Consider the following 24,155-nt stretch of genomic DNA (forward strand, 5'->3'; position numbering starts at 1 on the left):
TGGATTCTGCAAGAGCGTGGCAGGATGGACCCATGAGCGAGCCAGAGCAGCCGACGGTGGTCGCCGAGCCGACGTCGAGCACCTCCGATCGAGTCACCCCGGAGACCTCCGATCAGCGGCTGCTGCGCGGCGCCCGGGCCAGACGGGAGATCGCCCGGCACGCCGTCGAGGTGGCGTCGGCGGAGGGGCTCAACGGGCTCAGCATCGGTCGGCTGGCCGGAGACCTCGGGCTGAGCAAGAGCGGCATCGCGACCCTGTTCGGGTCGAAGGAGAAGTTGCAACTGGCCGCCGTCGCGTCGGCGGGCGAGGCGTTCGTGGACGCGGTCGTGCGGCCCGCGTCGAGCGCGCCGCACGGTGCGGCACGGGTGCGCGCCCTGATCGAGCACTGGATCGCCTACGCCGAGGCGCCGTTGTTCGCCGGCGGCTGTTTCTGGGGGGCGAATCTCGCCGAGTTCGACAGCCGCCCGGGCCCGGTCCGCGACGCACTGCTGCGGCAACACGGGGACTGGCTCGCGCTGCTCGCCCGCGAACTCCGGTACGCCGCGGACTCGGGCGAACTCGCCGGATCGGACGCCGACTTGGTCGCGTTCCAACTGGACGCGGTGCTCAAGGCGGCGAACATCGCCCTGCGCTGCGGCGACGACCGGGCCGGGGACCGGACCCGGCGCGTGCTCGACGGTTTCCTGACACCGCGCCGCTGAGGTCGACGGCGCATCCGTACACCGGACCCGGCGTTGCCCGGCTCGGTGCACGCGGGACCGCCTCGCGTCCCGCCGTCCGGCGAAATCCGGTGGCCCCGCCGCCGACCCGGCCCTAGGGTCGGCGCAGCGGGATTGCGCAGTTCCGCAGGTTGCGGTGCCGTGGCAGAGCGGCCCATTGCGATCGACGTGGCGGAGGTCTCCCGTCACGTCGACTGACGGGGGTACGGCGGGCCTGCCCGACCCTGTCCGCGGGTTCGAATCCCGTCGGTACCGCGACCGCCCGCCTTTGCCGGGCGTCGGGGACGCGCGCCGGCGAGTGTTCAGGTGCGCGGTTTCGCGCGCACGTGCATGCGTTCGCCCTGTCGGCCGAAGAGGCTGAGGATCTCCACCGGGCGCCCGTCCGCGCTGCCGAACCAGTGCGGCAGTCGGGTGTCCCACTCGGCGGCCTCACCGGGACCGAGAACCAGATCGTGGTCGGCCAGGACCAGTCGCAGTCGGCCGTCCAGCACATACAGCCACTCGTAGCCCTCGTGGGTGCGCAGATTCGGCTCGGTGCCACGGTCGGCGATGATCATCTTGAATGCCTGGAGCGGGCCCGGACTTCGGGTCAGCGCCACCGATGTACCACCGCTGGGCAGCGCTCGCGGCGTCAGGCGGACCCTCGGGTCGCCCACCTCGGGAGCGCCGACCAACTCGTCCAGGGGCACGTGGTACGCGCCGGCCAGCGGCAACAGCAACTCCAGGCTGGGGCGGCGCTGTCCGGACTCCAGCCGGGACAGGGTGCTCTTGGAGATGCCGGTCGCCTCGGAGAGCGCGGCCAAGGTGAGGCCGCGTTGCGCGCGCAGGCGTCTGAGCCGAGGCGCGACCTCGTCGAGGACTGTTCGGTACGGCGGTGCTTTCTCCATGGGGGCATTCCACCCCGCCGTCCCGGGATTGGCAACAAGAGTTGCCGGAGCCATACCCCGGGTGCACCCTCCTCGGCATGAACCCACACGGCAGTGCCGACCCCGGATCCGGACACCACGACGTCGACATCGACTGGGAGCGCATGGCCGCCCACCTGGAGGCCGTCGGCGACGTGCAACTCGCGGTCCTGCGCCGGACGGCGGCCCGGCTGCGGGACCTGCTCGGCCCGACGCGGGACGTGCGGCGCGTGCTGGACATCGGCAGCGGGCCGGGCGTGATGGCCTGCGTGTTCGCCGAGGAGTTCGAGCGTGCCGAGGTGGTCGCCGTGGACGCCGCACCCGGGCTGCTGGATCGCGCGCGGGCGCGGGCCGAGCGACTGGGCCTGGACGGTCGAGTGTCCGTGCGATGCGCGCAGTTGCCCGAGGACGTGGTCGGCGGGGACCGGGTCGGGGCGGACGGTCCGGGCACGGCGGAGCTGGTCTGGAGCGGCATGGCCCTGCACCATGTGGGCGATCAGCAGGCGATGGTGGACGGGCTCGCCCGCGTGGTGCGGCCCGGCGGACTGCTCGCCGTGGCGGAGGCCGGCCTGCCGATGCGCTTCCTCCCGCGCGACATCGGGATCGGCAAGCCCGGCCTCCAGGCCCGACTGGACGCCGCCGGCGAGCACTGGTTCGAGCTCATGCGCGCCGAACTGCCGGGCAGCACCGATGTGATCGAGGACTGGCCCGCGATGCTCGGCCGTGCCGGACTCACCGACGTCGGCAGTTTCACCACACTCCTGGACGTACCCGCTCCGCTGAGTGCTCCGGCTCGGGCCTTCCTGAGCGGCCACTTGGACCGGGTGCGGGAGACGGTCGGCGAGTTCCTGGACGACGTGGACCGCACGACGCTCGACGTACTGCTCGACCCGGAGGCGCCGGAAGGCGTTCTGCGTCGGCCCGACGCCTTCCTGCTGTCCGTCGGCACGGTCTTCACGGGTGTGCGCCCGGCCCGCTGATCGTGCCGGACACGCGGGTCCCGCGCGGGCCGGACCCGGCCGGTCCGCGTGGCGGCCCGCACACATCGAACCCGGCCGGTGATCCGACCACATGGATTCGCAGCAGCCACCAGGAAACGGAGTTCACGGTGAAGGCAACCAGTGCGCAACCGTACGAGACGACCACCGCGGGCGCGATACGGACACCCCCGGTGCGATGGGCCCTGGCCGGTCTCTCGCTGTCCATGCTGCTGTCCTCACTGGGCGCCGGCGTCGCCAACGTCGCCCTGCCGACGTTGACGCACTCCTTCGACGCGTCCTTCCAGGCGGTGCAATGGGTCGTCCTGGCCTATCTCCTCGCGATCACCACCGTGATCGTCAGCGTCGGACGGCTCGGCGACATCATCGGTCGGCGCCGGCTGCTGCTGTCCGGGATCCTGCTGTTCACGGTGGCCTCGATGTTGTGCGGCAGCGCCCCCACGCTGTGGCTGCTGGTCGCCGCGCGGGCCGCGCAGGGGCTCGGTGCGGCCGTGATGATGGCCCTGACCATGGCGTTCGTGGGCGAGACGGTGCCCAGGGAGCGGACCGGCGGCGCGATGGGGCTGCTCGGCACGATGTCCGCGATCGGTACCGCCCTCGGACCGTCCCTGGGCGGCGCGTTGATCGCCGGGCCCGGGTGGCGGGCGATCTTCCTCGTCACCGTGCCCCTGGGTGTGGTGACGCTGGTCCTCGCGCATCGGTACCTGCCCGCCGATCGACCGGGATCCGGCCCGGTTCGGGCACGGTTCGACCATGTGGGCACGCTGTTGCTCGCCCTGTCGCTCGCCGCCTACGCGCTCGCCATGACGATCGGGCGCGGAAGCTTCGGCGTGCTCAACGCGGCCCTGCTGGTGGTCGCCGCGATCGGAGTGGGTCTGTTCGTCCGGGCCGAGGCGAGGGCCGCCGCGCCGTTGTTGCGCCTGGCGATGTTCCGGGATCCGGTGCTGAGCGCGAGTCTGGCGATGAGCACGCTCGTCTCGACGGTGATGATGGCCACGTTGGTGGTCGGGCCGTTCTACCTCGCCCGCACACTCGAACTGGACGATGCCCGGGTGGGGTTGGTGTTGTCGGTCGGACCGGTCGTCGCCGCGCTGACCGGGGTGCCGGCCGGCCGGATCGCGGACCGTTTCGGCGCGCGGCGGATGACCGTCGTCGGGTTGACCGGGATCGCGGGCGGCGCCGTCGTGTTGTCGGTGACTCCGGCGCGGTTCGGCGTCGTCGGCTACCTCGCGCCGATCGTGGTCGTCACCGCCGGATACGCGGTGTTCCAGACCGCGAACAACACCGTCGTCATGGCCGACATCCGGCCGGATCAACGCGGCGTGGTGTCCGGCATGCTCAACCTTTCGCGCAATCTCGGGCTGATCACCGGAACGTCGGTGATGGGCGCGGTGTTCGCGGTCGCGTCGGCGACGAACGACGTGGCGACGGCCCGGGGCGGGGCCGTCGCCACCGGGACGCGGGTCACCTTCGCGGTCGCGGCGGCGCTGATCGTCGTCGCACTCGCGCTCGCGATCGGTGGGCGGGTGCTCGCGCGGCGTATGTCGCGCGGGTGATCGCGGTGGCACCGATCCGCCGCCCGGCCGCCGAACCGATCCGGCCGCCGAATCGACCCGGATCCGGTGGCGGTTGCGGTCAGGCAGGCCCTTCTCCGGAGCGGGTCAGGGACCAGGCGTGGGCGAACAGGTCGGGCAGGGTGCGTTCGACGGTGGGTCGGGAGGTGATCACGCGGCCTCCGGGCATGAGCGTCACGCCGAGAAGACGTGCCTTCCAGGTCTCCATCGCTGGGATCTTCCTCGTCGTGGCCCCCACCCAGGCGCCGGGCAGGAAGAGCGTGCGTCCGGCGCGGGTGCGCTTGTCCTGGACGACGAGATCGGTGTCGGCCAGCGCGGCGCGGGCCTTGCGGTGGCGGGCCGGACTCCATTGGTTCCAGCGCCGGGTGTGGGCGTCGGTGGGCGACTCCAAGACCAGGAGTTGCAGGTACAGCGTGGCCGCGTCGGCGTGCAGGCCCAGTTCGTCGGCGACCCGCGCGACCAGGTCGGGGGCACAGGCACCGGGATTCGCCTCGTACTGGCCGGGGGAGAGATCGTCGGAGGCGACTCGCTTCGCGATGTCGTCGAAGTAGGTGCTGCGGATGCGGTCGACGGCCGTGATGCCTCCGGACGCCGGGTCGACGCGGCGCAGGATCCGCGAACGTGCGTCGTCGCCAAGGTGGGCCGGTCGGAAGTAGGCGGTCGGAATCGGGGTCCAATTCGAGTGTTTATGGGGCGGGTTGAGGAAGGCCACGGTGAGTCCGTCGTCGATCGACGGGCGCTGGAAGGGTTCGGGGCCGTGGTAGGGCGTTTTTCCGAACAGTTGCTCCAACGCCTCCATGGTGATCACGGATTCGTCGAACTTCGAGCTCGCGTACAAAAGTACGCCGGGGTGTTCGAGCCGGTTCCGCAGGGCCGTGATCACCGCGGGGATGCCGGACCGGACCGGGTCGCCGGCCGGCAACTCGGCGTACAGCACCGGGAGGAGATTCGCGACGTCCTCGATCAGGTTGTGGATGTGGAACGATCGCGTCCGATCCGCGATGTGCGCGCCGTTGTGACTGTCGCGCAGCGGCGTGTCCTGGTCGGTGCTCAGGATCGGTTCATCGGCGGGGCGCGCGAACGCCGCGCACAGGTCGGCCGCCGCCGTCTTGGCGCCCAGGCCGCCGACGTGGGTGAGGGTCTCGGGCGGGACCGGGTCGTGCTTTCCGTACGCGACCTGCCACGCGGCGGCGATGCGGCCCGCGAGGTCGCGGGGGCCGGTGGGCTCCCAGAGTGCCGCGGGGTCGTCGGGCAGCACGTTCGCGAACAGCTGCAACTGTGCCTGTGCGGTCAGCGATGCCAACTCCCCGAGTCCGACCTCGCATTCGGTGACCTTGAGGGCCATGACCCGGCGTTCGTGGTCGGCGGCCCGCATGGTCAACCCGGTGTCACCCGGGCTGCCGGCCAGGATCAGCGCGGCTCCGGGGCGGGACAGGCCGGTGGCCAGGCTCAGTTCGTCCACCGCGGCGGGGTCCCACGGCATCGGACCCCGGGTGCGCACGAGGTGCACGAGACGGCGCAACTGCTGTGCGGTGCCCCAGCCGCGCGCGGGCTCGGCCGCGTCCTCCAGGGTGCCCAGGCCGGGTGGCTCGGCGTCGCCGGCTCGCAGTTCGAGGGCGAGACGGAGGCCGTAGGGCGGCCCGACCACGACCGTCGCACCACGCTCGTCGCGCGCGCCGACGCCGTCGCGGACCCGGCCGATGCGCAGGCGGGCCTCGGGATCGGCGAAGACCGTGTCCGCCCACGACGCCAGGAACGTGAGGAGCCGTTCGCGGCGTTCGGGCCGGACGGCGGGTGTGGCCGCGCGGAGCGCGAGCACGCCGATCCGCCCGATGCAGCGGACCCAGTGCCCTTCCAGGACCACCGAGGGACCGCCCGTGCCCGCCGGTGGATCCCACGTGTGGGCGAGATAGCCGGCGGTGTGCTCGATACCGGTGAACACTCGTGTGAGTGAGCCGTCGGCGCCGCCGATCAGGCGCCGCAGCTCGCTGTCGGTGCGGTGGTCGTCCACTCGATCCGCTGGATGCGTCATGCGGATATCCCTATCGGACCGCGCCGACGCCGGGGACACCGGCGGCGCGGGACGCACCCTACGGGAGTTGGTTCAGTCGACGATGTACCAAGCGTTGCCGAGGTACTGGAGGGTGCTGTCGCCGATGTCGCTCGAAGTGAAGGTGGTGGAGGCCCGGATCGCCGCGGCCGGGATCAGCACCTTGTCGGAGGGGCGTACCGAGACCCGCTTCGGGTCCACCGTGGCGCTTTGCAGGGACTTCTTCTGCGGCGCGGAGATCATTCGGAAGACGACCGCGAAGCTGGAGGTGCACGGGCCGGCCCCCTCGGCCTCGGCCTTCTTCGCCCCGGGACCGGCGACGTCGCAGACCGTTGTGATGTCCTCACGCCCGAGGGCGTGCAGGTACTGCTCGTAGCGTTGGATCGCCGCCTCGGTCGTCTTGCCCTGGGCCGGCTGTGTTCCCGAGCCGGCCGATGGCGTCTGCGACGCGGACGTGGTCGGTGTCGCGGATGTCGGTGCCGTCGGTGGAGTCGAGGATTGCGCGGTCGTCGACGGCGGGGCCGCCGGGGAGGACGGCGCTGGTGGGGGCGAGGTTCGGTCCTTGGCGGAGTCGGAGTCGGAGTCGTTGCACGCCGCCAACAACAGGATGGCGGATACGGTCGCGCCCACGATTGCCCGCATGTGGTTCTCCCGTCGGTGAGATCACAGGCGGCCGATGCTACTTCCGTCGGCGGTCGGCCCGCTGGGGTCGGGCGGCTCCGCCGGGGGCGGGCGGGGCGCACGAGCGCGACGTTGGTGACCCGGATCGTGGCCGACACCCCCGGCTCGGACCCGATCCTGCTCCTCCGCTCCGTCCGGGCCCTGCCTGGACCCTGTCCGGCGGACCCACCAGGATCCGTCGGACAGGCCCAGGGTTGCCCCGTGTTCGTGCCGGGCGGGTCAGGTCTGGGCGGTGAGGAGGGTCCACCAGGGGGTCGGTTGGGTGGGGTCGATGGTGGTGATGCGGTCACCGGGGCGGGGGATGGCCAGTTGTACGTCCTTCGCCTTGGCCTCGTGCCACAGGCGGTCGACGGGCTCGGCCCAGGGGTGCAGGGCCAGGTTGAAGGTGGCCCAGTGCACCGGGAGCAGTACCTTGCCGCCGAGGTCGAGGTGGGCGGCGATCGCCTCCTCCGGGTTCATGTGGATGTCGGGCCAGCTCGGGCTGTAGGCGCCGATCGGCATCAGGGTCAGGTCGAACGGGCCGTGGGCCGCGCCGATGCGGGCGTAGCCGTCGAAGTACCCGGAGTCGCCGGCGTAGAAGACCCGGTGCCGGGCGCCCGCGACGACCCAGGAGCCCCACAGGGTGTCGTTGCGGCGCAGGGTGCGGCCGGAGAAGTGGCGGGCCGCGGTGGCGGTGAAGCGCAGGTCGGCGACGGCCGCGTCCTCCTCCCAGTCGAGCTCGATGATCCTGGAGGCGGGCACGTTCCAGCGCTCCAGGTGCGCGCCGATGCCCAGGGGGACCAGGAACGGCGCGGTCTGGGTCGCGGTGAGTTCGAGGATCGTCGCCCGGTCGAGGTGGTCGTAGTGGTCGTGCGAGATGACCACGGCGTCCAGCGTCGGCAGCGCGGCCAGCGGTACCGGGAGCGGGTGCAGCCGTCGTGGGCCCACGAGTTGGGAGGGAGAGACCCGCTCGCTCCACACCGGGTCGAACAGCACGCGGCGGCCCTCGATCTCGACGAGGGTGGTGGCGTGGCCGTACCAGATGGCGCTGAGGCCGTCGGTGGGCGGCAGTGTGGTGGGGGCGGTGACCAGGGGTACGGGTCCGGCGGGTCGGCGCTCGCTGCGGTTGCGGAGCATTTGCCCGATGAGTTGCGGTGCGCTGCCGGCCGCGAGCATGTCGGCGGGGACGGGGTTGCGGAACGTGCCGTCCCGGAACTGTGGCGAGCGCAGGAAGCGGGCGAGTCGTTCGCCCTCCGCCTTGCCGCCGAACTCCGCCGGTACGTCGCGCAGTGCCCATCCGGCCGCGGCCAGCGCCAGACCGCCCGCCACCAGTCGCCGAGCCGAAGTGTTTCCCGCCATCCGTCACACTCTCCTCGTGTCGTTCTCGGATGCTTCAACCGCCGGCGGGCGTGACACGTTCCCCGATTCGTGATTGTGGACACCGTGGGGTGCGGCCATTCGACGTCCTTGCCATCTCTATTGCTTGACTGCATCATGCATTTGATCGATCGAGTCAAGCGAAACGAGGCACGGCGATGAACCCCGATGAGCTGTTGGACGACCACGACGCGGTGGGGCTGGCCGGTCTCGTACGCCAAGGCGAGGTCAAGCCGGCCGAGATCCTGGACGCCGTGATCGCCCGGATCGCGGAGCGCGACCCGATTCTGCGCGCGTTCGTGTCCACGCGGTTCGAGGCGGCCCGGGCCGAGGCCGAGGGGGAGTTGCCCGACGGGCCGCTGCGCGGGGTCCCGTTCGCGGTGAAGGACCTCGGCTGCGACGTCGCCGGCATGCCGAGCACACAGGGCTCACGCCTGTTCGCCGACGCGGTCGCCGAGCACGACGGTACGCTGGTCGCCCGCTATCGTCGGGCCGGGCTGGTGGTCGTCGGCAAGACCAACACCCCCGAGTTCGGCAAGAACGCCAGTACCGAGCCGCTCCTGCACGGCCCCTCGCACAACCCCTGGCGGCTCACCCACTCCACCGGTGGCTCCTCCGGCGGTTCGGCCGCCGCCGTGGCCGGCGGCATACTGCCCGCCGCACACGCCAACGACGGGGGCGGCTCGATTCGCATCCCGGCCGCCTGCTGCGGACTCTTCGGGCTCAAGCCCTCACGCGGACGTGTCCCCGACGACCACGGTCTGTCCGGACTGGCCTACCCGCTGTCCATCGCGCACGCGGTCACCCGTACGGTGCGCGACTCGGCCGCGCTGCTCGACGTCGTCGCCGGTCCGCTTCCCGGCGACCCGTACGCCGCGCTGCCGGCGCCGCCCGGCGGATCGTTCCTCGGCGCGCTGGACGCCGCGCCCGGCCGGCTGCGCGTCGGCTTCTCGACCACCAACGTGGACGGGGTCGCCGCGCACCCGGCGGCGGTCCGCGCGATCGAGCGCACGGCGGCGTTGCTCGCCGAACTCGGCCATCGGGTCGAGGAGGGCGCACCGGTCTGGGACGGTCCGGCGACCGGCGCGGCCCTGGGCCAGGTGATGGCGGCGGCCACCCACACACAAATCGAGGACCGGCTCGTCGAACTCGGCCGCGAGCTGCGCGAGGACGACATCGAACCGTTCACCCGGGCCGTGCACGAGCGCACGGCCGCGATGCGCGCGCAGGACCTGGTCCGGGCGTTGCAGACGGTGGTCCGGACCGGCCGCGAGGTCGCGCCCTTCTTCGACGCCCACGACGTGTGGCTGAGCCCGACGTTGGGCGTTCCGGTCCCCGAACTCGGCGTCCTGGACACGAGCGACCCGGCGAGCATGTACGCGAACGCCGCCAAGATGACCTGGTTCACCTCGGTGTTCAACGTCTCCGGACTGCCGGCCGCGAGTGTGCCGGCGGGATTCGACGAGGCGGGGCTGCCGGTGGCGATCCAGCTCACCGGCCGAATGGGTGCCGAAGCGCAACTGCTGCGGATGGCAGCGCAGTTGGAGGAGGCGGCGCCGTGGGCCGGGCGGGCACCGTGGCCGCCGGCGGCGATGGGCGGCTGACGGCGGGTTCGTCGGGGCCGGTCGGCGGCCGGTCGCCGGGTGCCCGGCCCCGGAGGCCGTACGTCGGGCCCGTCGTCGTGCGTTCGCGGACGACGACGGGCCCGAGACCGCGGGGTGGGGCAATCCGCGGGAGCCGCTCAGCGCTTGATGCCCACCCCGCCGTAGCCCCAGACGTTCTCGACCGCGTCCAGGGGATCGTCGGGTTCGCCGTCCGGGTTCCAGTGGGGGCGGATACCGGGGGGTTCGACCACCTCGAAGCCGTCGAAGAAGGACAACACGCGGTCGTAGCCGCGCATCGTCATCTCGGCCGAGGCGTTCTTCCAGCCCGCGGCCCCCGCCTGTCCGCGCGCGGGATCGGCGTCGAAGGAGGCGTGCGACAGGATGAGCATGCTGCCCGGGACGAGCGCGTCGCGCAGCGTCGCGACGATCTCGTGCGGGTTCTCCTCGTCCTTGATGAAGTGCAGGATGGCCACCAGCATCACGGCGACCGGCTCCGCGAAGTCGATCACCTCGACCACCTCGGGCGCGGTCAGGATCGCCTTCGGGTCGCGAAGGTCCGCCTGGGTGAAGGTGGTTCGCCCGGGGCCGCCGCCGGTCATCAGTGCCCGCCCGTGCACGAGCACGATCGGGTCGTTGTCGACGTACGCCACGCGCGCGTCCGGCGCGACCTGGTGGGCCGCCTCGTGCGTGTTCCCGCCGGTGGGGATGCCGGTTCCGATGTCCAGGAACTGGCGGATGCCGCGTCGTGCGGCATAGCGGACGCTGCGCTGGAGGAACAGCCGGTTGAGCCGCAGCGTGGTGGGCAGATCCGGAATCGCGGCGAGGATGTGCTCGGCTGCCGCGCGGTCCACCGCGAAGTTGCTTTTGCCGCCCAGCAGATAGTCGTAGATCCGGGCGGTGTGCGGGATGCTCGTGTCGATCCGCGCCGCGACGGATTCCTCCTCGACCTCGTCCAGACGCGGCAACCGCCACGCGTCCTCGTCGCTGCTCGATATCGACGTCACGCGCTCACCCTTCGCGAGGCCACTCCCACGGACCAACCGAGACTACTGCGCCCGCCCGGGAAACGGTCCACCGCCGCGCGCCGCGCGCCGCCGGTGAGCCCAAGTCCCTTGGCAACCACGGCCGCCGACCCTACGTCGACCGCCTTCGCGGCTCCCTGGCCGTTCCGGCTGCCGATGTGCCAGGTTGGCGAGTGTGGAACACCGAGAGAGCGCATGGGCCGGAGCGGCGGCCGGAGACGACGTGTGCGCACGCGGCCCGGCCGCATGGACCTTGCGGGGGCGGGCACTTCCGGGACCGATGGTCGACCTGCTCGCCGCATGCGGATGGCGGCATCCGGGGGACGAGGTGATGCGCGAGGTGGTGCCCTGGGTCGAGGAGCCATGGCATCTCCCGGCCTATGCGGCAGAGACGCGCCGGGAATCGTGGTTGTTGGATCTCCTCGCCGACGACGAACGATCGTCGGCGCTGATGAGTGAGCCTTCCCATCTGGCGGCGGTCCGGCGCTCGTACGACACCGTTTCCGAGGCCTACGCCGCTGTCGTCAAGGCGCCGGCGGAGTTGGATCCGTTGTCGCGGGCGATGTTGGGGGCGTTCGTCGAGTCGGTGCGCGACGGTGATCGCGGGCCGGTCGCGGATCTGGGTTGCGGGCCGGGGAAGGTGACCGCGTACCTGGCCGCGCTGGGGGTGTCCGCGTTCGGCGTCGACCTGTCGCCGTGGATGGTCGAGACGGCGCGCCGGGCCTATCCGCAACTGCGGTTCGTGGTCGGGTCGATGACCGCGTTGGATCTCGCGAACGGTGAACTCGGCGGGATCCTGGCCTACTTCGCCACTCACCACACGCCGCCGGAGTGGTTGCCGGTGGTGTTCGCCGAGTTCGCCCGCACGCTCGCCCCCGGTGGTTGGCTCATGCTGGGCGGCTACGTCGGGGAGGACGAGCACGTGCGACCGACCCGCGCGTACGGCGGCCATCCGGTCTCCTACGAGTCCTACTTCCTCCCGGCCGACCGGATCGCCGAACTGCTCGGCCGGGCCGGGCTCGTCGTCACCGCGCGCATGTTGCGGGAACCCGGCGACGGAAGCAAGCGCCGCGATGCCGTCTTCCTGGCCCACCGGCCGCAACCGGCGAATGCGGCGGAATCCCCGAGGTGACGGCGGGCGGAGGCGCAAATGCCGGGCGGTCGGTGCGGACGGCGTTGTCGGGCGAGTTGGGCGGGCGTACGGGCTGGGGCGATGGCGCGGGTATGCGTCGGGGGCGTGCGCATCGAAATGGCTCGGCGGCGGGTGGATCGGTGGAGTCTCGTCCCGGCTCGCATTCGATGCCCGGTGCGGCCGAGACGCGGCGGCGGGGGCGGGCGGCTCGGCTTCGCGGGGGCGCGCGGGGTGGGCATGTTCGGCGCGCGGTGTGTTTCGTCCGCCGGCGGTCGATGAAGAGCGGGACGTGGGCGCGATTCGTGTCGAGTATGCCGAACTCGATCGCTGGGGCTGCGTGGACGAGGTGTCGTCGGCTGAGCGTGGGTGGAGTCCGGGGCCGGGTCGGCGGGGTCGGTTGTGGAGGGTGCGCGGTAGGGTGGGCATCCCATGCGCACCGTCGATCCCGTCAAGCACGCCGCCAGGCGACGTCAGATCCTGGAGGCCGCCGCCTCCTGCTTCGCGGAGATGGGCTTCCACGGCACCCGGACCGCGGACATCTGCAAACGCGCCGGGATGAGTCCGGGCAACCTCTTCCACTACTTCCCGAGCAAGCACGCGATCATCGTGGAGCTGATCGACAGCGAGGGCGTGCAGACGGCCGCCTTCCTGGAGCGGCTGGCCGCCGAGGAGGACGCGCTCGGGGCGCTGTTCGAGCTGATGGAAACGGTTGTCGCGCTCGCCGCCGACCCGGAGTACGCCGGCCTCACCCTGGACACCGCCGCCGAGGCCCAGCGGGACGAAGGCATCGCCGCGCTCTTGGCCCGCAACGACCGCCGGCTCCGGGCCGGCATCGCCGACCTGCTGCGCCGTGCCGCCGCGGCCGAGCGGATCGACCCGGAGTTGGACGCGGAGGACGCGGCGACGTGGATCGCGGCCCAGATCGACGGGATCTTCGCCCGGGTGGCGACCGATCCGAGCTTCGCGCCGCGCGAGCAGGCGCCGATGCTCCGGCTACTGCTCACCCGCTTCCTGCGCGTCGATCCGGCCTGACCCCGCGTCCGCGTCGAATCGACGCGGACGCGGGCGTCGAACGGCCGCGCGGCCGGGCACCCGCCACCCGCGTGCGGCCTTCGGCCCGGGTCGCCCGGCCGCGCGCGGGTGCCGCGGGGACGGTTCAGCGTCGAGGACGGCCGAAGAGGAGGTCGTAGCCCGGCGGCAATTGCAGCAGCACGCGGTTCATCAGGTCGTCGTCGATGGCGTCGGCCACGACGCTGAGTACCGCTCCGACGTCCCATTTCGCGGTCTCGTCCGTGGCGCCCTCGATCCACGCGCCGGTCGCCCGGACGAACCGGTCGGCGCTGAGCGGCTCGTGCGCGGGGAGCGGGTTGAGCAGTACCAGGGCACAGGTGTCCGGCAGCCTGGCAGCCAGTTCGGTGCGCTCGCCGCCGACCAGGTGTGCGCCCAGGAGCGCGAGGACGACCCGAATGCCTCGCTCCGCCTCCGCGGGTGAGGAGTATTCGCCCCGCTCCTGAACTGCCGCGAGGAAGGGTTCCCATCGCATCGGCATCTGTATCGGCCCTTCTTCCGTCATCCGTCGACTGCGATCGGAGCGGGCTCGGGCGGGGCGGCCCCGATCCGGAGGGCACGCGGCGTGCCGGTCCGGTGACCGGGACGGGGTCGCCCCGGTGCGCCGGCGGTGGCATGGCCGCGCCGACCTCAACGCCCGACCGGTTCGGGGCGGATCGACGATGTGCGCTTCGAGGCCGCGAATCGGGTCGGTGCGCATGGGGTGCTCCCCACCTTAACGCTCCGTCGCACACTTGACGGCCTTCGACGAGGACCGACCCGCACGCGAGCCCGGAAGTGGCGGCTGTGCGATTTCGATCCATCACCCCTTGTGTCCGGAGCGGGTTCGGTGCCGGTGTCCGGTGCGGGGTGGTCGACCCCGAGGGGCGACCGTCCTCCCGGATCCACGACAGGCTTCGCGTACAGGCTTCGCGCGAGGAGGTCACTCGGGGTGGCGACGGAGGGACAGCGCGGATGCGGCGATCGAATGGTGCGTCGTGAAGGCGACGGTGCCGGGCCGGCGGCGATCCTCGCACCACTCGACGGGTACGCCTGCCGGGTATCGGTGATGCGGCGCCGTTCGCACCACAACGGCGAGTCCGCCGCGCAGCCGACCGGTCCGCGTCTCCGATCGGTTCCGCCGGCTCTTCCCGCGAAGCTCGCTCGCCCGTGGGTGCGTTCACGCGTTGGCCATCGATCGCCGGCCTACCGAGCCGAGTCGAGCTTCGCGGTGCGGCCCGTGCCGCCCAGGCCCGGCTTCGCCGTGGGCACCGTCACCACCTCGGCCGTGGCGTCGGGCGAGAGCGCGACCGTGCGCCTGGGCGGACTGTGGACCACCTCGGCCGGGCAACAGTCCGGCCAGGGCGTCACGTTCCGCTCCGGGTGACCTGCACACTGGTCAACGAGGGCACGGTGACCTACCACTTCACCGTCTTCCCGAACATCGCCCTCCCGTTCGCGGGCACCCTGCTCACCGTCGGCCCCGGCAAGAGCGCGACCTACGTGTGGGACGCCGCCGGTACCGACGGCGCCTACGACTTCAGCGTGCACGGCGCGGACGGCTTCGTCCGACGCTTCGCCGGCACCGTGGTCCGCGACCCGCAGCGCGACGTCGCCGTCCCGTCGGTCCGCGCCACCCCGCACGGACGCCGGCCCGATGCCGCCCGGCTGGACCTGCGACTGAGCAACGACGGCGACACCGACGTGCGCTTCACGATCACGCCGAACGACTTCGGCGGGACGGCCCGGGAGCAGTGGGTGAGCGCCCGGGACCGGGACACCGTGGCGTGGCCGACCGACGCGTACGGCCGGTACGACGTCACCGTCGCGGTGGCGGACGGCCTCACCCGCCGCTACGCCGGTACCGTCCACCCGTCGAACCGGGACTGATCGGCACACCGTCCGCGGCACCGGGACCGACCGGCACAACGGCCCGCGGGTGCCGCTCGCTGGAGCGGCACCCGCGGGTTCGGGTTCCTCACTCCGGGCGGCGCCGGCGGATCAACACGAGGACGCTGTGCGCCTCGACCGCGCGCACGGAGCCCGCCTTGACCTCCACCTCGTCCGCGCCGTCGGGGTCGGTGGTGTCCACGGCGACGTGCCACACGTCGCCGTCCCCGAAGGACGGCACCCGTACGTCGACGCTCTCGTAGTGGGCGTTGAGCACGAACAGGAACGAGTCGTCCACGATCGGGCGGCCGCAGGAGTCGCGTTCGGAGATCGCGTCCCCGTTGAGGAAGACCACCACGGAGCGGGCGTTCGGGCGGTCCCAGTCCTTTCGGGTCATCTCCTTGCCGTCCGGACGCAACCACAGCAGGTCGGCCGGGCCATCCGCGCCGTCGCCGCGGAAGAAGCGCCGCCGACGCAGCACGGGGTGTGCGGCGCGCAACCGGACGAGGCCGCGGGTGAACTCCAGCAGGTCCCGTCGGGCCGGGTGGGCGGCCGAGTCCCAGTCCATCCACGCGGTCTCGTTGTCCTGGCAGTACCCGTTGTTGTTGCCGTGCTGGGTGCGGCCCAGTTCGTCGCCGTGCGAGAGCATGGGCACACCCTGCGAGACGAACAGGGTGGTGAGCAGGTTGCGCTGTCGGCGCTCGCGCAGCGCGAGCACGCCGGGGTCCTCGGTGTCTCCCTCGACGCCGGAGTTCCACGATCGGTTGTCGTCGGCCCCGTCGCGGCCGTCCTCGCCGTTGGCCTCGTTGTGCTTGTCGTTGTACGACACCAGGTCGCGCAGGGTGAAGCCGTCGTGTGCGGTGACGAAGTTGACGCCGGCCAGCGGTCGTCGGTGCTCGCTGGTGTACAGGTCCGACGAGCCGGTGAGGCGGCGCGCGAACTCGGGCAGGACGCCGTCGGTGCCGCGCCAGAAGTCGCGCACGCTGTCCCGGTACTTGCCGTTCCACTCGCTCCACAATGGCGGAAAATTGCCCACCTGGTAGCCGCCCTCGCCCACGTCCCACGGCTCGGCGATCAGCTTGACCCGGCTGACCACGGGGTCCTGCTGGACCAGGTCGAAGAACGCGGACAGCCGGTCCACCTCGTGGAACTGCCGGGCCAGGGTGGCCGCGAGATCGAAGCGGAAGCCGTCCACGTGCATCTCGGTGACCCAGTGGCGCAGCGAGTCCATGATCAGTTGAAGCACGTTCGGGTGCCGCATCAGCAGGCTGTTCCCGGTGCCGGTGGTGTCGTAGTAGTGCGCCGGGTCGTCGTCCACCAGGCGGTAGTACGAGGCATTGTCGATGCCTCGGAAGGAGAGCGTCGGGCCCAGTTCGTTGCCTTCGGCGGTGTGGTTGTAGACGACGTCGAGGATCACCTCGATCCCGGCCGCGTGCAGGGCCTTGACCATCGCCTTGAACTCGGTCACCTGTTCGCCGCGCGTGCCGGAGGACGAGTAGGCGTTGTGCGGCGCGAGGAAGCCGATGGTGTTGTAGCCCCAGTAGTTGCACAGGCCCCGGGCGAGTAGCGATCCGTCGTGGACGAACTGGTGCACCGGCATCAGCTCGATCGCGGTCACGCCGAGCGTGGTCAGGTGCTCGATCACGGCGGGATGGGCGAGGCCGGCGTACGTGCCGCGCTGGTGCTCGGGAACGGCGGGATGGGTGCGGGTCATGCCCTTGACGTGCGCCTCGTAGATCACCGTCTCGTGGTACGGCCGGTTCGGACTGCGGTCGTCGCCCCAATCGAAGGTCGAATCGGTCACCACCGAGAGCATGGTGTGCCGCAGATTGTCCGCGGTGTTCTGCTCGTCGGGCGCCTCGGGCCGGTAGTCCAGCAGCGACAGGTCGCCGTCGGTGTTGCCGTCGATCGCCTTGGCGTAGGGGTCGATCAGGATCTTGGCCGGATTGCAGCGGTGACCCCGGTCGGGGTCGTGCGGCCCGTGTACGCGGTACCCGTAGCGCCGGCCGGGCCCGACGCCGGGGAGATAGCCGTGCCACACGTAGCCGTCGACATCGGGCAACGGCACGCGCTGCTCGGTGCCGTCGTCGTCGATCAGCGCGACCTCCACGCGCTCGGCTACCTCGGAGAACACCGCGAAGTTGGTGCCGGAGCCGTCGAACGTGGCGCCGAGGGGATAGGCCCTGCCATTCCATGCCTGCATGAAGTGACATTAACCGCTCATATAGGGCGGAAATTCGATCGTCGACACGGCGGGATGTCGTGTCCCGCCGCGGGTCCCGGGCGGAGCGGCCGGCCGTCATCGGGGTGGGCGCGTTCCGCCGGCCGTCACGCGCCGGGCGGTCGACGCGTTTGTCGGCGCGTCGAGGGCACTTCGTCGGAACCAATGGGACAAAGTAGGACGAGATTGTCGGTCTGTCTGTCTCTGTGGTTGTGGGTCGCCGCGTTGGGATTCGTGCGGTGGTTGCGACCTGTCGGTCGGTGCGGAGGGAAGCGGCTTGTCCACCTATCTGTTCCGGCTGGGGAAATGGGCGTTCCGGCGTCGCCGGTGGGTCCTGGCAGTCTGGCTCGCCATCGCGGTGGCCGCCGTCGTCCTCGCCACGGTCAGCGGCGGCAAGACCAACGACACCTTCACCATTCCGGGTACCGAGTCGCAGGACACGACGGACCTGTTGGAGCAGAAGCTGCCCGCGCTCGGCGGCGCGCAGACCCAGGTGGTGTTCGCCGTGAAGAGCCCGGCCAAGGTCACCGACCCGGGCCCGAGCGCCGGCATCGAGGCCGCAATCGCGCAACTGCGGACGGTGCCACAAGTGGCCTCCGTGTCGGACCCGTTCACCGATCAGGGAGTGGCGCCCGACCAACTGGTCGCGCTGGGCTGGGTGCAGTACACGGCGCAGCCGGCGGACGTCGAGGATGCCACTCTGGACAAGCTCGAGGACGCCGTGGCGCCGGCCGAGCAGGCCGGGGTCCAGGTCGAGTACTCGGGCACCGTGTACCCGGGCTGGCGGATCACCCCCTCCGAACTGCCGGAGCTGATCGGTCTGGCGATCGCGCTGGTGATCCTGCTCATCACGTTCGGCGCGGTGGTCGCCGCCGGCCTGCCGATCATCAACGCGATCATCGGTGTGGTGATCGCCCTGATGGGGGTGACCGCGCTCGCGTCGGTGGTGAACATCGCGTCGGCGTCCACGACGGTGGCCATCATGCTCGGTCTGTCCTGCGGGATCGACTACGGGCTGTTCATCCTGTTCCGGCACCGCAACAACCTGATCGGCGGCATGGCGCCGGAGGAGTCCGCGGCCCTGGCCCTGGGCACCGCCGGCAGTTCGGTGGTCTTCGCCGGACTCACCGTGATCATCGCCCTGTGCGGGCTGGCCGTCGTGGGTATCCCGTTCCTGACCCTGATGGGACTGTGCGCGGCGGCGGCGGTGTTGATCGCGTTGTTGATCGCGCTCACCCTGCTCCCGGCGGTCCTGGGCTTCGCCGGTCCCAAGCTCGTGTCGTTCATCGACACGCGGCTGCGGCCCGGACACCACGAGGAGGTCGCGCGGATCACCGCGACCGAGCCCGCCCGCACGTTCGGCGCGGCCTGGGCGCGCTTCGTGGTGCGCTTCCGGATCCCGGTCCTGGTCGTCGGGGTCGGCCTGCTGCTCGTGTCGGCGGTGCCCGCGATGAGCATGGAACTGGGGTTGCCCAGCGCCGCCTCGCAGCCCGAGTCCTCCACCGAGCGCAAGGCGTACGACCTGACCGCCGAGAGCTTCGGGCCCGGCTTCAACGGGCCCCTGTTGGTGGTCGCCGACGGGCCCGTCGACCAAAGCGGCGTGACGGCGTTGGTGAACGCGCTGAAGCAGCAACCGGACGTCGTGGCGGCGGGTCCACTCGCTGTCAACAACGAGGTCGCCGTGGTGCGGGTGATCCCCGCCACCGGACCCAACTCCCAGACCACCGCCGACCTGGTGCACCACATCCGGGACAACCGCGCGGCGATCGAGGCCGGCGTCGGCGCGCCGATCCTGGTCGGCGGCAGTACCGCCTCCAACATCGACGTGTCCACGAAACTCCTGGACGCGCTCCCGGTGTTCCTGCTCGTGGTGGTCGGCCTGGCCTTCGTGCTGCTGACCTTCGCCTTCCGGACCATCCTGGTGCCGATCAAGTCGATCCTCGGCTTCCTGCTGTCGGTCGCGGCGGCCTTCGGCGCGCAGGTCGCGATGTTCCAGTGGGGCTGGGGTGAGGACATCTTCGACATCACCCCCACCGAGACGATCAGCTTCCTGCCGATCCTGATGCTCGCGATCATCTTCGGGTTGTCCAGCGACTACGAGGTGTTCGTCGTCTCGCGGATCAAGGAGGACTACACCACCACGGGCGACGCCCGAGGCGCGGTCGCGCGCGGCACCGGGTTGTCGGCGCGGGTGGTGACGGCGGCGGCGCTGATCATGTTCTCGATCTTCGTGGCGTTCATGTTCACCGACGACCCGACCATCAAGGCGATCGGCTTCAGCTTCGCGGTCGGTGTCTTCCTGGACGCCTTCGTGGTCCGGCTGACGCTGGTCCCGGCGACGATGGCGATCGTCCGGGCCAAGCTCTGGTATCACCCGCAGTGGTTCGCCAGGTACGTCCCCGACCCGGACATCGAGGGCAAGCGCCTGGAGGAACGCCTGGCCGGGTCCGCGCCCACCGGCGGCGCGGCGCACTGACACCCGCGAGGCCCGGGCCGACGCTCAGCCCGGCGCGGGACCTTCGGCGACGTCGTCGCCGCCGATCGCGGCCAGGACCACCGGATCCGAGCACGCGCGGGCGAAGCGCGCGATGCGGTGTTCGATCTCACGCCGGAGCACCACCGTGCCGATGCGATCGGCGAGCGGCGCCAACCAGCGCGGGCGGCAGCCGAAGTTGTAACGCCACACCGCGCGTGTACGGTCCGGTTCGCCCTCGACGGCGGTGAACCGCCAGCCGCCGCCCATCTTCGCGAAGAACCACGATCCCTCGACCATCCGCATGCCCACGTTCGTCGGCGGGTGGTACGAGACGTATTCGCTGATCATCCGAAAGCCCGCGCGGTGCACCGTGAGCGTGCGCACCCCCTTGCCCGGCTCGGTGGCCCCGTCCAGGAAGCGCTGGCTGCGGATGAACGGGTCCCAACGCCTGCGCACCACCCCGGTCGTCTGCGACACGGCGAACGCCGTCGCGGCCGCGACGGGTACCTCCACTGACGCTTCCACCGTGGGCATGACGGTCATCCTGCCAGGGTTACTCGCGAGGCGCCGGGGGAGACGTTCGCCGGAGGCGTCGGCGTCTTTTTCCGCGGAGATGCAACTGACCGACCCCATCCGGGCGTTGATGAACATGACGCACCGTGTTTTTCGGTGGGTCGGACACCCACAGTCAGGAGAGGTCATGCCCGGTCCTTTGATTCTCGGCCGCAGGGCCCCGGTCCCCACCCGAGGCGCGCCCGCGCTGCCCCGGCATCACTACGATCCCGATCTGTGTGTCAACGTCACCCCTGGCGGGACGCTGCTGATCCACGCGGTGGACTCCGGTACCTACACCGGGACGCAGGAGCCCAGGGGATACAAGAAGGATGACTGATCACGACGCGAGCGTCGTGATCGTGGCCACCGAGGAGGATCTGACCGCCGACATGGTGGCGGCGCACCTCCTCGGCGGCCCGGTGGCCCTGCTCCGCCTGGACCCGGGCCGCCTGCGCGAACGTCCTTTGGTGACCGGCCGGTTCGCGGCCGGGCGCTGGCACACCGTGCTCACCTCCGGGCGGGCGACGGTGACGCTGGACGAACGTTGCGCGGTGTATTGGCGCAAACCCACCCGGCCCGACGCGTTCGGCACCGCGGAGGAGCGGTGGCGCGCGGACGAGAACACCACCGCGCTGCTGGGCCTGTTGCGCGCGCAGCCGCTGAAGGTGTGGATCGACGACCCCACGATCGTCGCGGCGTCGCTGCACAAGCCCACCCAACTGGCGTCGGCCGCGCGCGCCGGCTTCGCCGTGCCCGACACGCTGTTCACCAGCGATCCGCACGCGGCCCGCGCGTTCATCGCCGCGCACCGGGACAAGGTCGTGGTCAAGGCGCTCACCCAGCGGCACACCACGTTCATCCCCACCACGCGCATCCGCCTCTCGGACGACCTGAGCGGCATCGCCGGCACCCTGCACTATCTGCAGGCCCTGGTCGAGGACCGGCTGTTCGACGCGCGGGTGACCGTCGTGGACGATCGGGTGTTCACCGCCGCGATCATCACGAAGGGCGCGCTCGACTGGCGGGCGGTGCCGCTGGACGCGTGCGAGTACCGGGCGATCGAGGCGCCGGCGGAGATCGCGAGGGCGTGCGTCGAGCACGTGCGCGACCTCGGGCTGGGCTACGCCGCGCTGGACTTCGTGGTCACCTCGGCCGGATGGACGTACCTGGAGAGCAACTGCGTGGGCGAGTTCGGCTGGATCGAGAGCGCGACCGGGCTGCCGATCTCGGCGGGGCTGGCCCGGGTCCTGCGCGAGGGGCCCGCCCGCCGCGGGATCGTCGCGTGCTGCGCGTCCGCCCGAACGTGAGGATGGGTCCGCTGAATCGAGAGTGCGACCGGGCCGGCGATCCCGGTACGACCGGCCCGGCTCCCACATGCGGGGCCGAAGCACCACAGCGTCGGCGCGTCGGGGGCGTCGGCCAGAATGTGCGGATGGATCCGCTGCTCGTCGCCGCCTTGGAAACCCTCGGCGTCACCGAACGGCCGCGCCCGCTGACCTCGCACCACACCAACGCCTGGCGTGCCGGACAGTGGCGGATCAAGACCGCCGAGGGAGCGGACGTCGCCGCGCTGCATCACGAGGCGCGGGTGCTGACCATGCTGCGCGAGCAGGGCCTTTACCCGGTCGGCGGCAGGCACGGGCACGTGGGCGGCGGGCTGTGGACGGCGGTCGAGTGGCGCCCGGGGGTGACCCTGTGGCGCTGGTGCGAGTCGGCGCGCCGCAACGGGCCGGTTCCGGCGCATCCGTTGCCCCACCTGGCCCGGCGGGCGTTCGCGGCGCTCGGCCGGTTGCACGCGCTGGGCTGGCATCACGGCGACATCCAGCCGATGAACATACTGGTCACCCCGGGAGGCGGGATCGAGTTCATCGACCACGACCTGGCCCACCATCCGGACCGGCTCCCGCTGCCGAATCCCTACCGGGGCGGGATGGACCTCACCACCGCTCCCGAGATAGCCCGACAACTCCTGGAGACCGGGCCCGGGCAGCACGTGCGCCTGACCGACGCCGCCGAGGTGTACAGCCTGGGCGCCTCGTTCCGGGCGGCCTGGACGGGTACCGCCCCGGCCACCGATCGGGCGATCGGCGGGCGGATCACCGCCGCCGACATCCTGGAGGACATCGCCACCGGAAGACACCGCCCGCCGCTGGAACTGGCACGCCCGTGGCCGGACCCCGACCTGGAGGCGCTGATCGAGGCGACGATGGCACTGGACCCGACCACCCGAGTCAAGGCACTCCCGACGGTGCCGTACCCGGATTGACACGGGGCGCCCGTGTCGCGTTCGCGGGGCCGGAGGCCGGGTGCCGGGTCCCCGCTTGCGGGGTGGACGTCGGGTGCCGGTTCCGCGCCCGTGGGGTGGAGACCGGGTTCCCGATCCCGGCTCGCGGGTGTGAAGGCCGGGCGCCCGTCCCACGCGCGACCCAGGTCGTCGTCATGATCGGGTGACTCCTTCGGGGCGGGGTGGTCGGGGTGAAGGTGGCGGTCAGGCCCGGACGGGCCGGGGGTCGCGAGTACGGCCGCCACCTGTGCCGCGGGCCCGCACACTCACCGAGGCGAGCGCGGCGAGGGCGAACAGCACCGCCGCGGCCTTGAAGGCGAAGGTGTAGCCGTCGGTGGCCGCCTGTTCGGGGGAGGGACCGGCGCCGGTGTGCGCGTCGGCGAGCGAGCTGAACAGGGCGATACCGACGGTGGGGCCCATCAGCATCGTGGTGTTGAACGCGCCGCCTGCCAGCGCGGCCTGAGTGGGCGGCACCCCACGGGTGGCGGCGACCACGGCGGCCGCGGCGGTCAGGCCGATGCCGATCGGCAGGGCGAGCATGGCCGCGAACGGGAGTCCGAGGTAGGCCGCGTCCGGGCTGATCCGGGAGAACAGCAGGAAGGCGCCGGCCATCGTGGCCAGACCCAGCGCGGCCGTCCACCGCACGCCCCACCGGGCCACGATCAGCACGCTGCCGGCGCTGACCACGACCAGCATCAGCGTGTACGGGACGAAACCCATCGCCGAGCGCAACGCGGACCACCCCAGCACCCGTTGGAAGTACAGCGACATCAAGAACGCGGCGGTGGAGCCGGCGATCGGCGCGAGCATGCCGGTGGCGAGCGCTGCCACGCGGCGGCGGGAGGCGAGGAAGTGCAGCGGCATCAGGGGCGCCGCGACCTTGTTCTCGGCCACGCCGAACGCCACCAGCAGGACGACTCCGCCGGCCAGCGGCAGCAGCACCGCCGGGTCGAGCCAGCCGTGCGTACCCACCGCGACCAGGCCCAGGCTGAGCACCGCGACACCGCCGGTGACCAGGGCGGCGCCGAGCACGTCCACCCGGCCGGTGACCCGCTCCGGGCCGGTGGGCAGGTACCGGCCGGTGAGGGCGGCGACAACGAAGCCGATCGCCGCGAGCACCACGAACGACCAGCGCCAGGACGCCCAGGTGGCGGTCGCGCCGCCGAGTTGCATGCCCAGCGCCGCGCCCACCCCGGAGAGTCCGCCCCACGCGGCCATCGCCCGGCGGCGGGTGGCGTCGGTCGCGAACACGTCCCCGACCAGGGCCATGGCGGCGGGCGCGGCGAGCGCGGCGCCCGCGCCCTGGAGCAGGCGGGCGGTGATCATCCACGCGCCGCCGGGTACGAGGGCGCCGGCCAGTGACGCGGCGGCGAACAGCGCGGCGCCGGCCCGGAAGGTCTCGCGCCGCCCGCGCAGGTCGGCGACCCGGCCGCCGAGCAGCAGCAGGCCGCTGAACGCCAGCGTGTAGGCGGCGCCGGTCCAGACCAGACCGGAGGAGCCCAGATCGAGGTCGGCGGCGATGTCGGGTCCGGCGGCCGAGGTGATGGTGACCGAGGTGTTGAGGATGGCCTGCACCGCGGCGAGCAGCGCGAAGGCCGCCCCCGTTCGGGCCGGCCGCACGGTCGTCCGGACGTGTTCCAT

The 24,155-nt window shown here is 71.8% G+C and carries 21 protein-coding genes and 1 tRNA gene; 13 read left to right on the forward strand and 9 right to left on the reverse strand.

Annotated features, from left to right (window positions below; all coding sequences use genetic code 11):
* The first annotated feature begins 32 nt into the window (after window positions 1-32).
* Window positions 33-701 carry a TetR/AcrR family transcriptional regulator gene (locus ACIBSV_RS44210; protein WP_395873157.1) on the forward strand — a complete coding sequence of 223 codons (669 nt, stop codon included), beginning with the start codon at window positions 33-35 and terminating at the stop codon, window positions 699-701.
* Between the two features lie 153 nt (window positions 702-854).
* A tRNA-OTHER gene (locus ACIBSV_RS44215) sits at window positions 855-974 on the forward strand.
* A gap of 47 nt (window positions 975-1,021) precedes the next feature.
* On the opposite strand, the gene ACIBSV_RS44220 is transcribed toward ACIBSV_RS44215, so the two are convergent.
* Window positions 1,022-1,606, reverse strand: coding sequence for a helix-turn-helix domain-containing protein (locus ACIBSV_RS44220; protein ID WP_331771582.1), 585 nt, complete (start codon window positions 1,604-1,606; stop codon window positions 1,022-1,024).
* A 77-nt stretch (window positions 1,607-1,683) separates the two neighbouring features.
* On the opposite strand from ACIBSV_RS44220, the gene ACIBSV_RS44225 reads away from it, so the two are divergent.
* Both ACIBSV_RS44225 and ACIBSV_RS44230 read left to right on the forward strand, forming a co-directional pair.
* Entirely contained in the window at window positions 1,684-2,604 is a 921-nt protein-coding gene (locus tag ACIBSV_RS44225) for a class I SAM-dependent methyltransferase (protein WP_395873158.1), read from the forward strand.
* Between the two features lie 128 nt (window positions 2,605-2,732).
* Entirely contained in the window at window positions 2,733-4,178 is a 1,446-nt protein-coding gene (locus ACIBSV_RS44230) for an MFS transporter (RefSeq protein ID WP_395873159.1), read from the forward strand.
* 79 nt (window positions 4,179-4,257) lie between these two features.
* On the opposite strand, the gene ACIBSV_RS44235 is transcribed toward ACIBSV_RS44230, so the two are convergent.
* The 3 genes from ACIBSV_RS44235 to ACIBSV_RS44245 form a co-directional block, all read right to left on the reverse strand.
* Window positions 4,258-6,228, reverse strand: coding sequence for a hypothetical protein (locus tag ACIBSV_RS44235; RefSeq protein ID WP_395873160.1), 1,971 nt, complete (start codon window positions 6,226-6,228; stop codon window positions 4,258-4,260).
* A gap of 72 nt (window positions 6,229-6,300) precedes the next feature.
* The gene (locus ACIBSV_RS44240) at window positions 6,301-6,888 is read right to left on the reverse strand and encodes a hypothetical protein (protein WP_395873161.1); all 588 of its coding nucleotides are present in this window, start codon (window positions 6,886-6,888) and stop codon (window positions 6,301-6,303) included.
* A 258-nt stretch (window positions 6,889-7,146) separates the two neighbouring features.
* Window positions 7,147-8,265, reverse strand: a complete 1,119-nt coding sequence (locus ACIBSV_RS44245) for an MBL fold metallo-hydrolase (protein WP_395873162.1) — start codon at window positions 8,263-8,265, stop codon at window positions 7,147-7,149.
* 176 nt (window positions 8,266-8,441) lie between these two features.
* Here ACIBSV_RS44245 and ACIBSV_RS44250 point away from each other — a divergent pair, with 176 nt between their 5' ends.
* A complete protein-coding gene (locus tag ACIBSV_RS44250; protein ID WP_395873163.1) occupies window positions 8,442-9,887 on the forward strand; it encodes an amidase in 1,446 nt (481 codons plus the stop codon).
* Window positions 9,888-10,024: 137 nt separating this feature from the next.
* On the opposite strand, the gene ACIBSV_RS44255 is transcribed toward ACIBSV_RS44250, so the two are convergent.
* Complete coding sequence (locus ACIBSV_RS44255; RefSeq protein ID WP_395873164.1) at window positions 10,025-10,891, reverse strand: SAM-dependent methyltransferase; 867 nt, start codon at window positions 10,889-10,891, stop codon at window positions 10,025-10,027.
* Between the two features lie 469 nt (window positions 10,892-11,360).
* Here ACIBSV_RS44255 and ACIBSV_RS44260 point away from each other — a divergent pair, with 469 nt between their 5' ends.
* Together ACIBSV_RS44260 and ACIBSV_RS44265 are read left to right on the forward strand one after the other, a co-directional pair.
* Window positions 11,361-12,041, forward strand: a complete 681-nt coding sequence (locus tag ACIBSV_RS44260) for a class I SAM-dependent methyltransferase (protein ID WP_395873244.1) — start codon at window positions 11,361-11,363, stop codon at window positions 12,039-12,041.
* A gap of 429 nt (window positions 12,042-12,470) precedes the next feature.
* The gene (locus tag ACIBSV_RS44265; protein WP_395873165.1) at window positions 12,471-13,073 is read left to right on the forward strand and encodes a TetR/AcrR family transcriptional regulator; all 603 of its coding nucleotides are present in this window, start codon (window positions 12,471-12,473) and stop codon (window positions 13,071-13,073) included.
* A gap of 124 nt (window positions 13,074-13,197) precedes the next feature.
* On the opposite strand, the gene ACIBSV_RS44270 is transcribed toward ACIBSV_RS44265, so the two are convergent.
* On the reverse strand, window positions 13,198-13,590 hold the full coding sequence (locus tag ACIBSV_RS44270) for a DUF2267 domain-containing protein (protein ID WP_395873166.1): 393 nt from the start codon (window positions 13,588-13,590) through the stop codon (window positions 13,198-13,200).
* 738 nt (window positions 13,591-14,328) lie between these two features.
* On the opposite strand from ACIBSV_RS44270, the gene ACIBSV_RS44275 reads away from it, so the two are divergent.
* On the forward strand, window positions 14,329-14,475 hold the full coding sequence (locus ACIBSV_RS44275) for a hypothetical protein (protein ID WP_395873167.1): 147 nt from the start codon (window positions 14,329-14,331) through the stop codon (window positions 14,473-14,475).
* Window positions 14,472-14,978 (forward strand): phospholipase domain-containing protein, encoded by a 507-nt coding sequence (locus tag ACIBSV_RS44280; protein ID WP_395873168.1) that lies wholly within the window; start codon window positions 14,472-14,474, stop codon window positions 14,976-14,978. The genes ACIBSV_RS44275 and ACIBSV_RS44280 overlap by 4 nt, the downstream gene beginning before the upstream one ends.
* An 88-nt stretch (window positions 14,979-15,066) precedes the next feature.
* Here the strand turns inward: ACIBSV_RS44280 and glgX are convergent, their stop codons facing one another.
* Window positions 15,067-17,181 carry a glycogen debranching protein GlgX gene (gene glgX, locus ACIBSV_RS44285; protein ID WP_395873169.1) on the reverse strand — a complete coding sequence of 705 codons (2,115 nt, stop codon included), beginning with the start codon at window positions 17,179-17,181 and terminating at the stop codon, window positions 15,067-15,069.
* Between the two features lie 295 nt (window positions 17,182-17,476).
* Here glgX and ACIBSV_RS44290 point away from each other — a divergent pair, with 295 nt between their 5' ends.
* Window positions 17,477-19,675: an MMPL family transporter gene (locus tag ACIBSV_RS44290; protein ID WP_395873170.1), complete on the forward strand. Its 2,199-nt coding sequence runs from the start codon at window positions 17,477-17,479 to the stop codon at window positions 19,673-19,675.
* A 24-nt stretch (window positions 19,676-19,699) separates the two neighbouring features.
* On the opposite strand, the gene ACIBSV_RS44295 is transcribed toward ACIBSV_RS44290, so the two are convergent.
* Window positions 19,700-20,209, reverse strand: a complete 510-nt coding sequence (locus ACIBSV_RS44295) for a type II toxin-antitoxin system RatA family toxin (RefSeq protein ID WP_395873171.1) — start codon at window positions 20,207-20,209, stop codon at window positions 19,700-19,702.
* A 166-nt stretch (window positions 20,210-20,375) separates the two neighbouring features.
* Between ACIBSV_RS44295 and ACIBSV_RS44300 the strand changes: the two genes are divergently transcribed.
* The 3 genes from ACIBSV_RS44300 to ACIBSV_RS44310 all read left to right on the forward strand — a co-directional run bounded on the left by ACIBSV_RS44300 (window position 20,376) and on the right by ACIBSV_RS44310 (window position 22,496).
* The gene (locus ACIBSV_RS44300) at window positions 20,376-20,567 is read left to right on the forward strand and encodes a hypothetical protein (RefSeq protein WP_355541728.1); all 192 of its coding nucleotides are present in this window, start codon (window positions 20,376-20,378) and stop codon (window positions 20,565-20,567) included.
* Window positions 20,560-21,537: a hypothetical protein gene (locus tag ACIBSV_RS44305; protein WP_331771601.1), complete on the forward strand. Its 978-nt coding sequence runs from the start codon at window positions 20,560-20,562 to the stop codon at window positions 21,535-21,537. The genes ACIBSV_RS44300 and ACIBSV_RS44305 overlap by 8 nt, the downstream gene beginning before the upstream one ends.
* Window positions 21,538-21,662: 125 nt before the next feature.
* Window positions 21,663-22,496, forward strand: coding sequence for a hypothetical protein (locus ACIBSV_RS44310; protein ID WP_395873172.1), 834 nt, complete (start codon window positions 21,663-21,665; stop codon window positions 22,494-22,496).
* Window positions 22,497-22,718: 222 nt separating this feature from the next.
* On the opposite strand, the gene ACIBSV_RS44315 is transcribed toward ACIBSV_RS44310, so the two are convergent.
* On the reverse strand, window positions 22,719-24,155 hold the full coding sequence (locus tag ACIBSV_RS44315) for an MFS transporter (RefSeq protein ID WP_395873173.1): 1,437 nt from the start codon (window positions 24,153-24,155) through the stop codon (window positions 22,719-22,721).

It is taken from the genome of Embleya sp. NPDC050154, assembly GCF_044460165.1.
Lineage (GTDB): Bacteria > Actinomycetota > Actinomycetes > Streptomycetales > Streptomycetaceae > Embleya.

Excerpts from the sequence above, each read along its gene's own strand:
- ACIBSV_RS44210 (WP_395873157.1), top strand. The coding sequence starts at position 33 with ATGAGCGAGCCAGAGCAGCCGACGGTGGTCGCCGAGCCGACGTCGAGC.
- ACIBSV_RS44220 (WP_331771582.1), bottom strand. The coding sequence starts at position 1,606 with ATGGAGAAAGCACCGCCGTACCGAACAGTCCTCGACGAGGTCGCGCCT.
- ACIBSV_RS44225 (WP_395873158.1), top strand. The coding sequence starts at position 1,684 with ATGAACCCACACGGCAGTGCCGACCCCGGATCCGGACACCACGACGTC.
- ACIBSV_RS44235 (WP_395873160.1), bottom strand. The coding sequence starts at position 6,228 with ATGACGCATCCAGCGGATCGAGTGGACGACCACCGCACCGACAGCGAG.
- ACIBSV_RS44240 (WP_395873161.1), bottom strand. The coding sequence starts at position 6,888 with ATGCGGGCAATCGTGGGCGCGACCGTATCCGCCATCCTGTTGTTGGCG.
- ACIBSV_RS44245 (WP_395873162.1), bottom strand. The coding sequence starts at position 8,265 with ATGGCGGGAAACACTTCGGCTCGGCGACTGGTGGCGGGCGGTCTGGCG.
- ACIBSV_RS44250 (WP_395873163.1), top strand. The coding sequence starts at position 8,442 with ATGAACCCCGATGAGCTGTTGGACGACCACGACGCGGTGGGGCTGGCC.
- ACIBSV_RS44260 (WP_395873244.1), top strand. The coding sequence starts at position 11,361 with ATGAGTGAGCCTTCCCATCTGGCGGCGGTCCGGCGCTCGTACGACACC.
- ACIBSV_RS44265 (WP_395873165.1), top strand. The coding sequence starts at position 12,471 with ATGCGCACCGTCGATCCCGTCAAGCACGCCGCCAGGCGACGTCAGATC.
- ACIBSV_RS44270 (WP_395873166.1), bottom strand. The coding sequence starts at position 13,590 with ATGCCGATGCGATGGGAACCCTTCCTCGCGGCAGTTCAGGAGCGGGGC.
- glgX (WP_395873169.1), bottom strand. The coding sequence starts at position 17,181 with ATGCAGGCATGGAATGGCAGGGCCTATCCCCTCGGCGCCACGTTCGAC.
- ACIBSV_RS44295 (WP_395873171.1), bottom strand. The coding sequence starts at position 20,209 with ATGCCCACGGTGGAAGCGTCAGTGGAGGTACCCGTCGCGGCCGCGACG.
- ACIBSV_RS44300 (WP_355541728.1), top strand. The coding sequence starts at position 20,376 with ATGCCCGGTCCTTTGATTCTCGGCCGCAGGGCCCCGGTCCCCACCCGA.
- ACIBSV_RS44305 (WP_331771601.1), top strand. The coding sequence starts at position 20,560 with ATGACTGATCACGACGCGAGCGTCGTGATCGTGGCCACCGAGGAGGAT.
- ACIBSV_RS44310 (WP_395873172.1), top strand. The coding sequence starts at position 21,663 with ATGGATCCGCTGCTCGTCGCCGCCTTGGAAACCCTCGGCGTCACCGAA.
- ACIBSV_RS44315 (WP_395873173.1), bottom strand. The coding sequence starts at position 24,155 with ATGGAACACGTCCGGACGACCGTGCGGCCGGCCCGAACGGGGGCGGCC.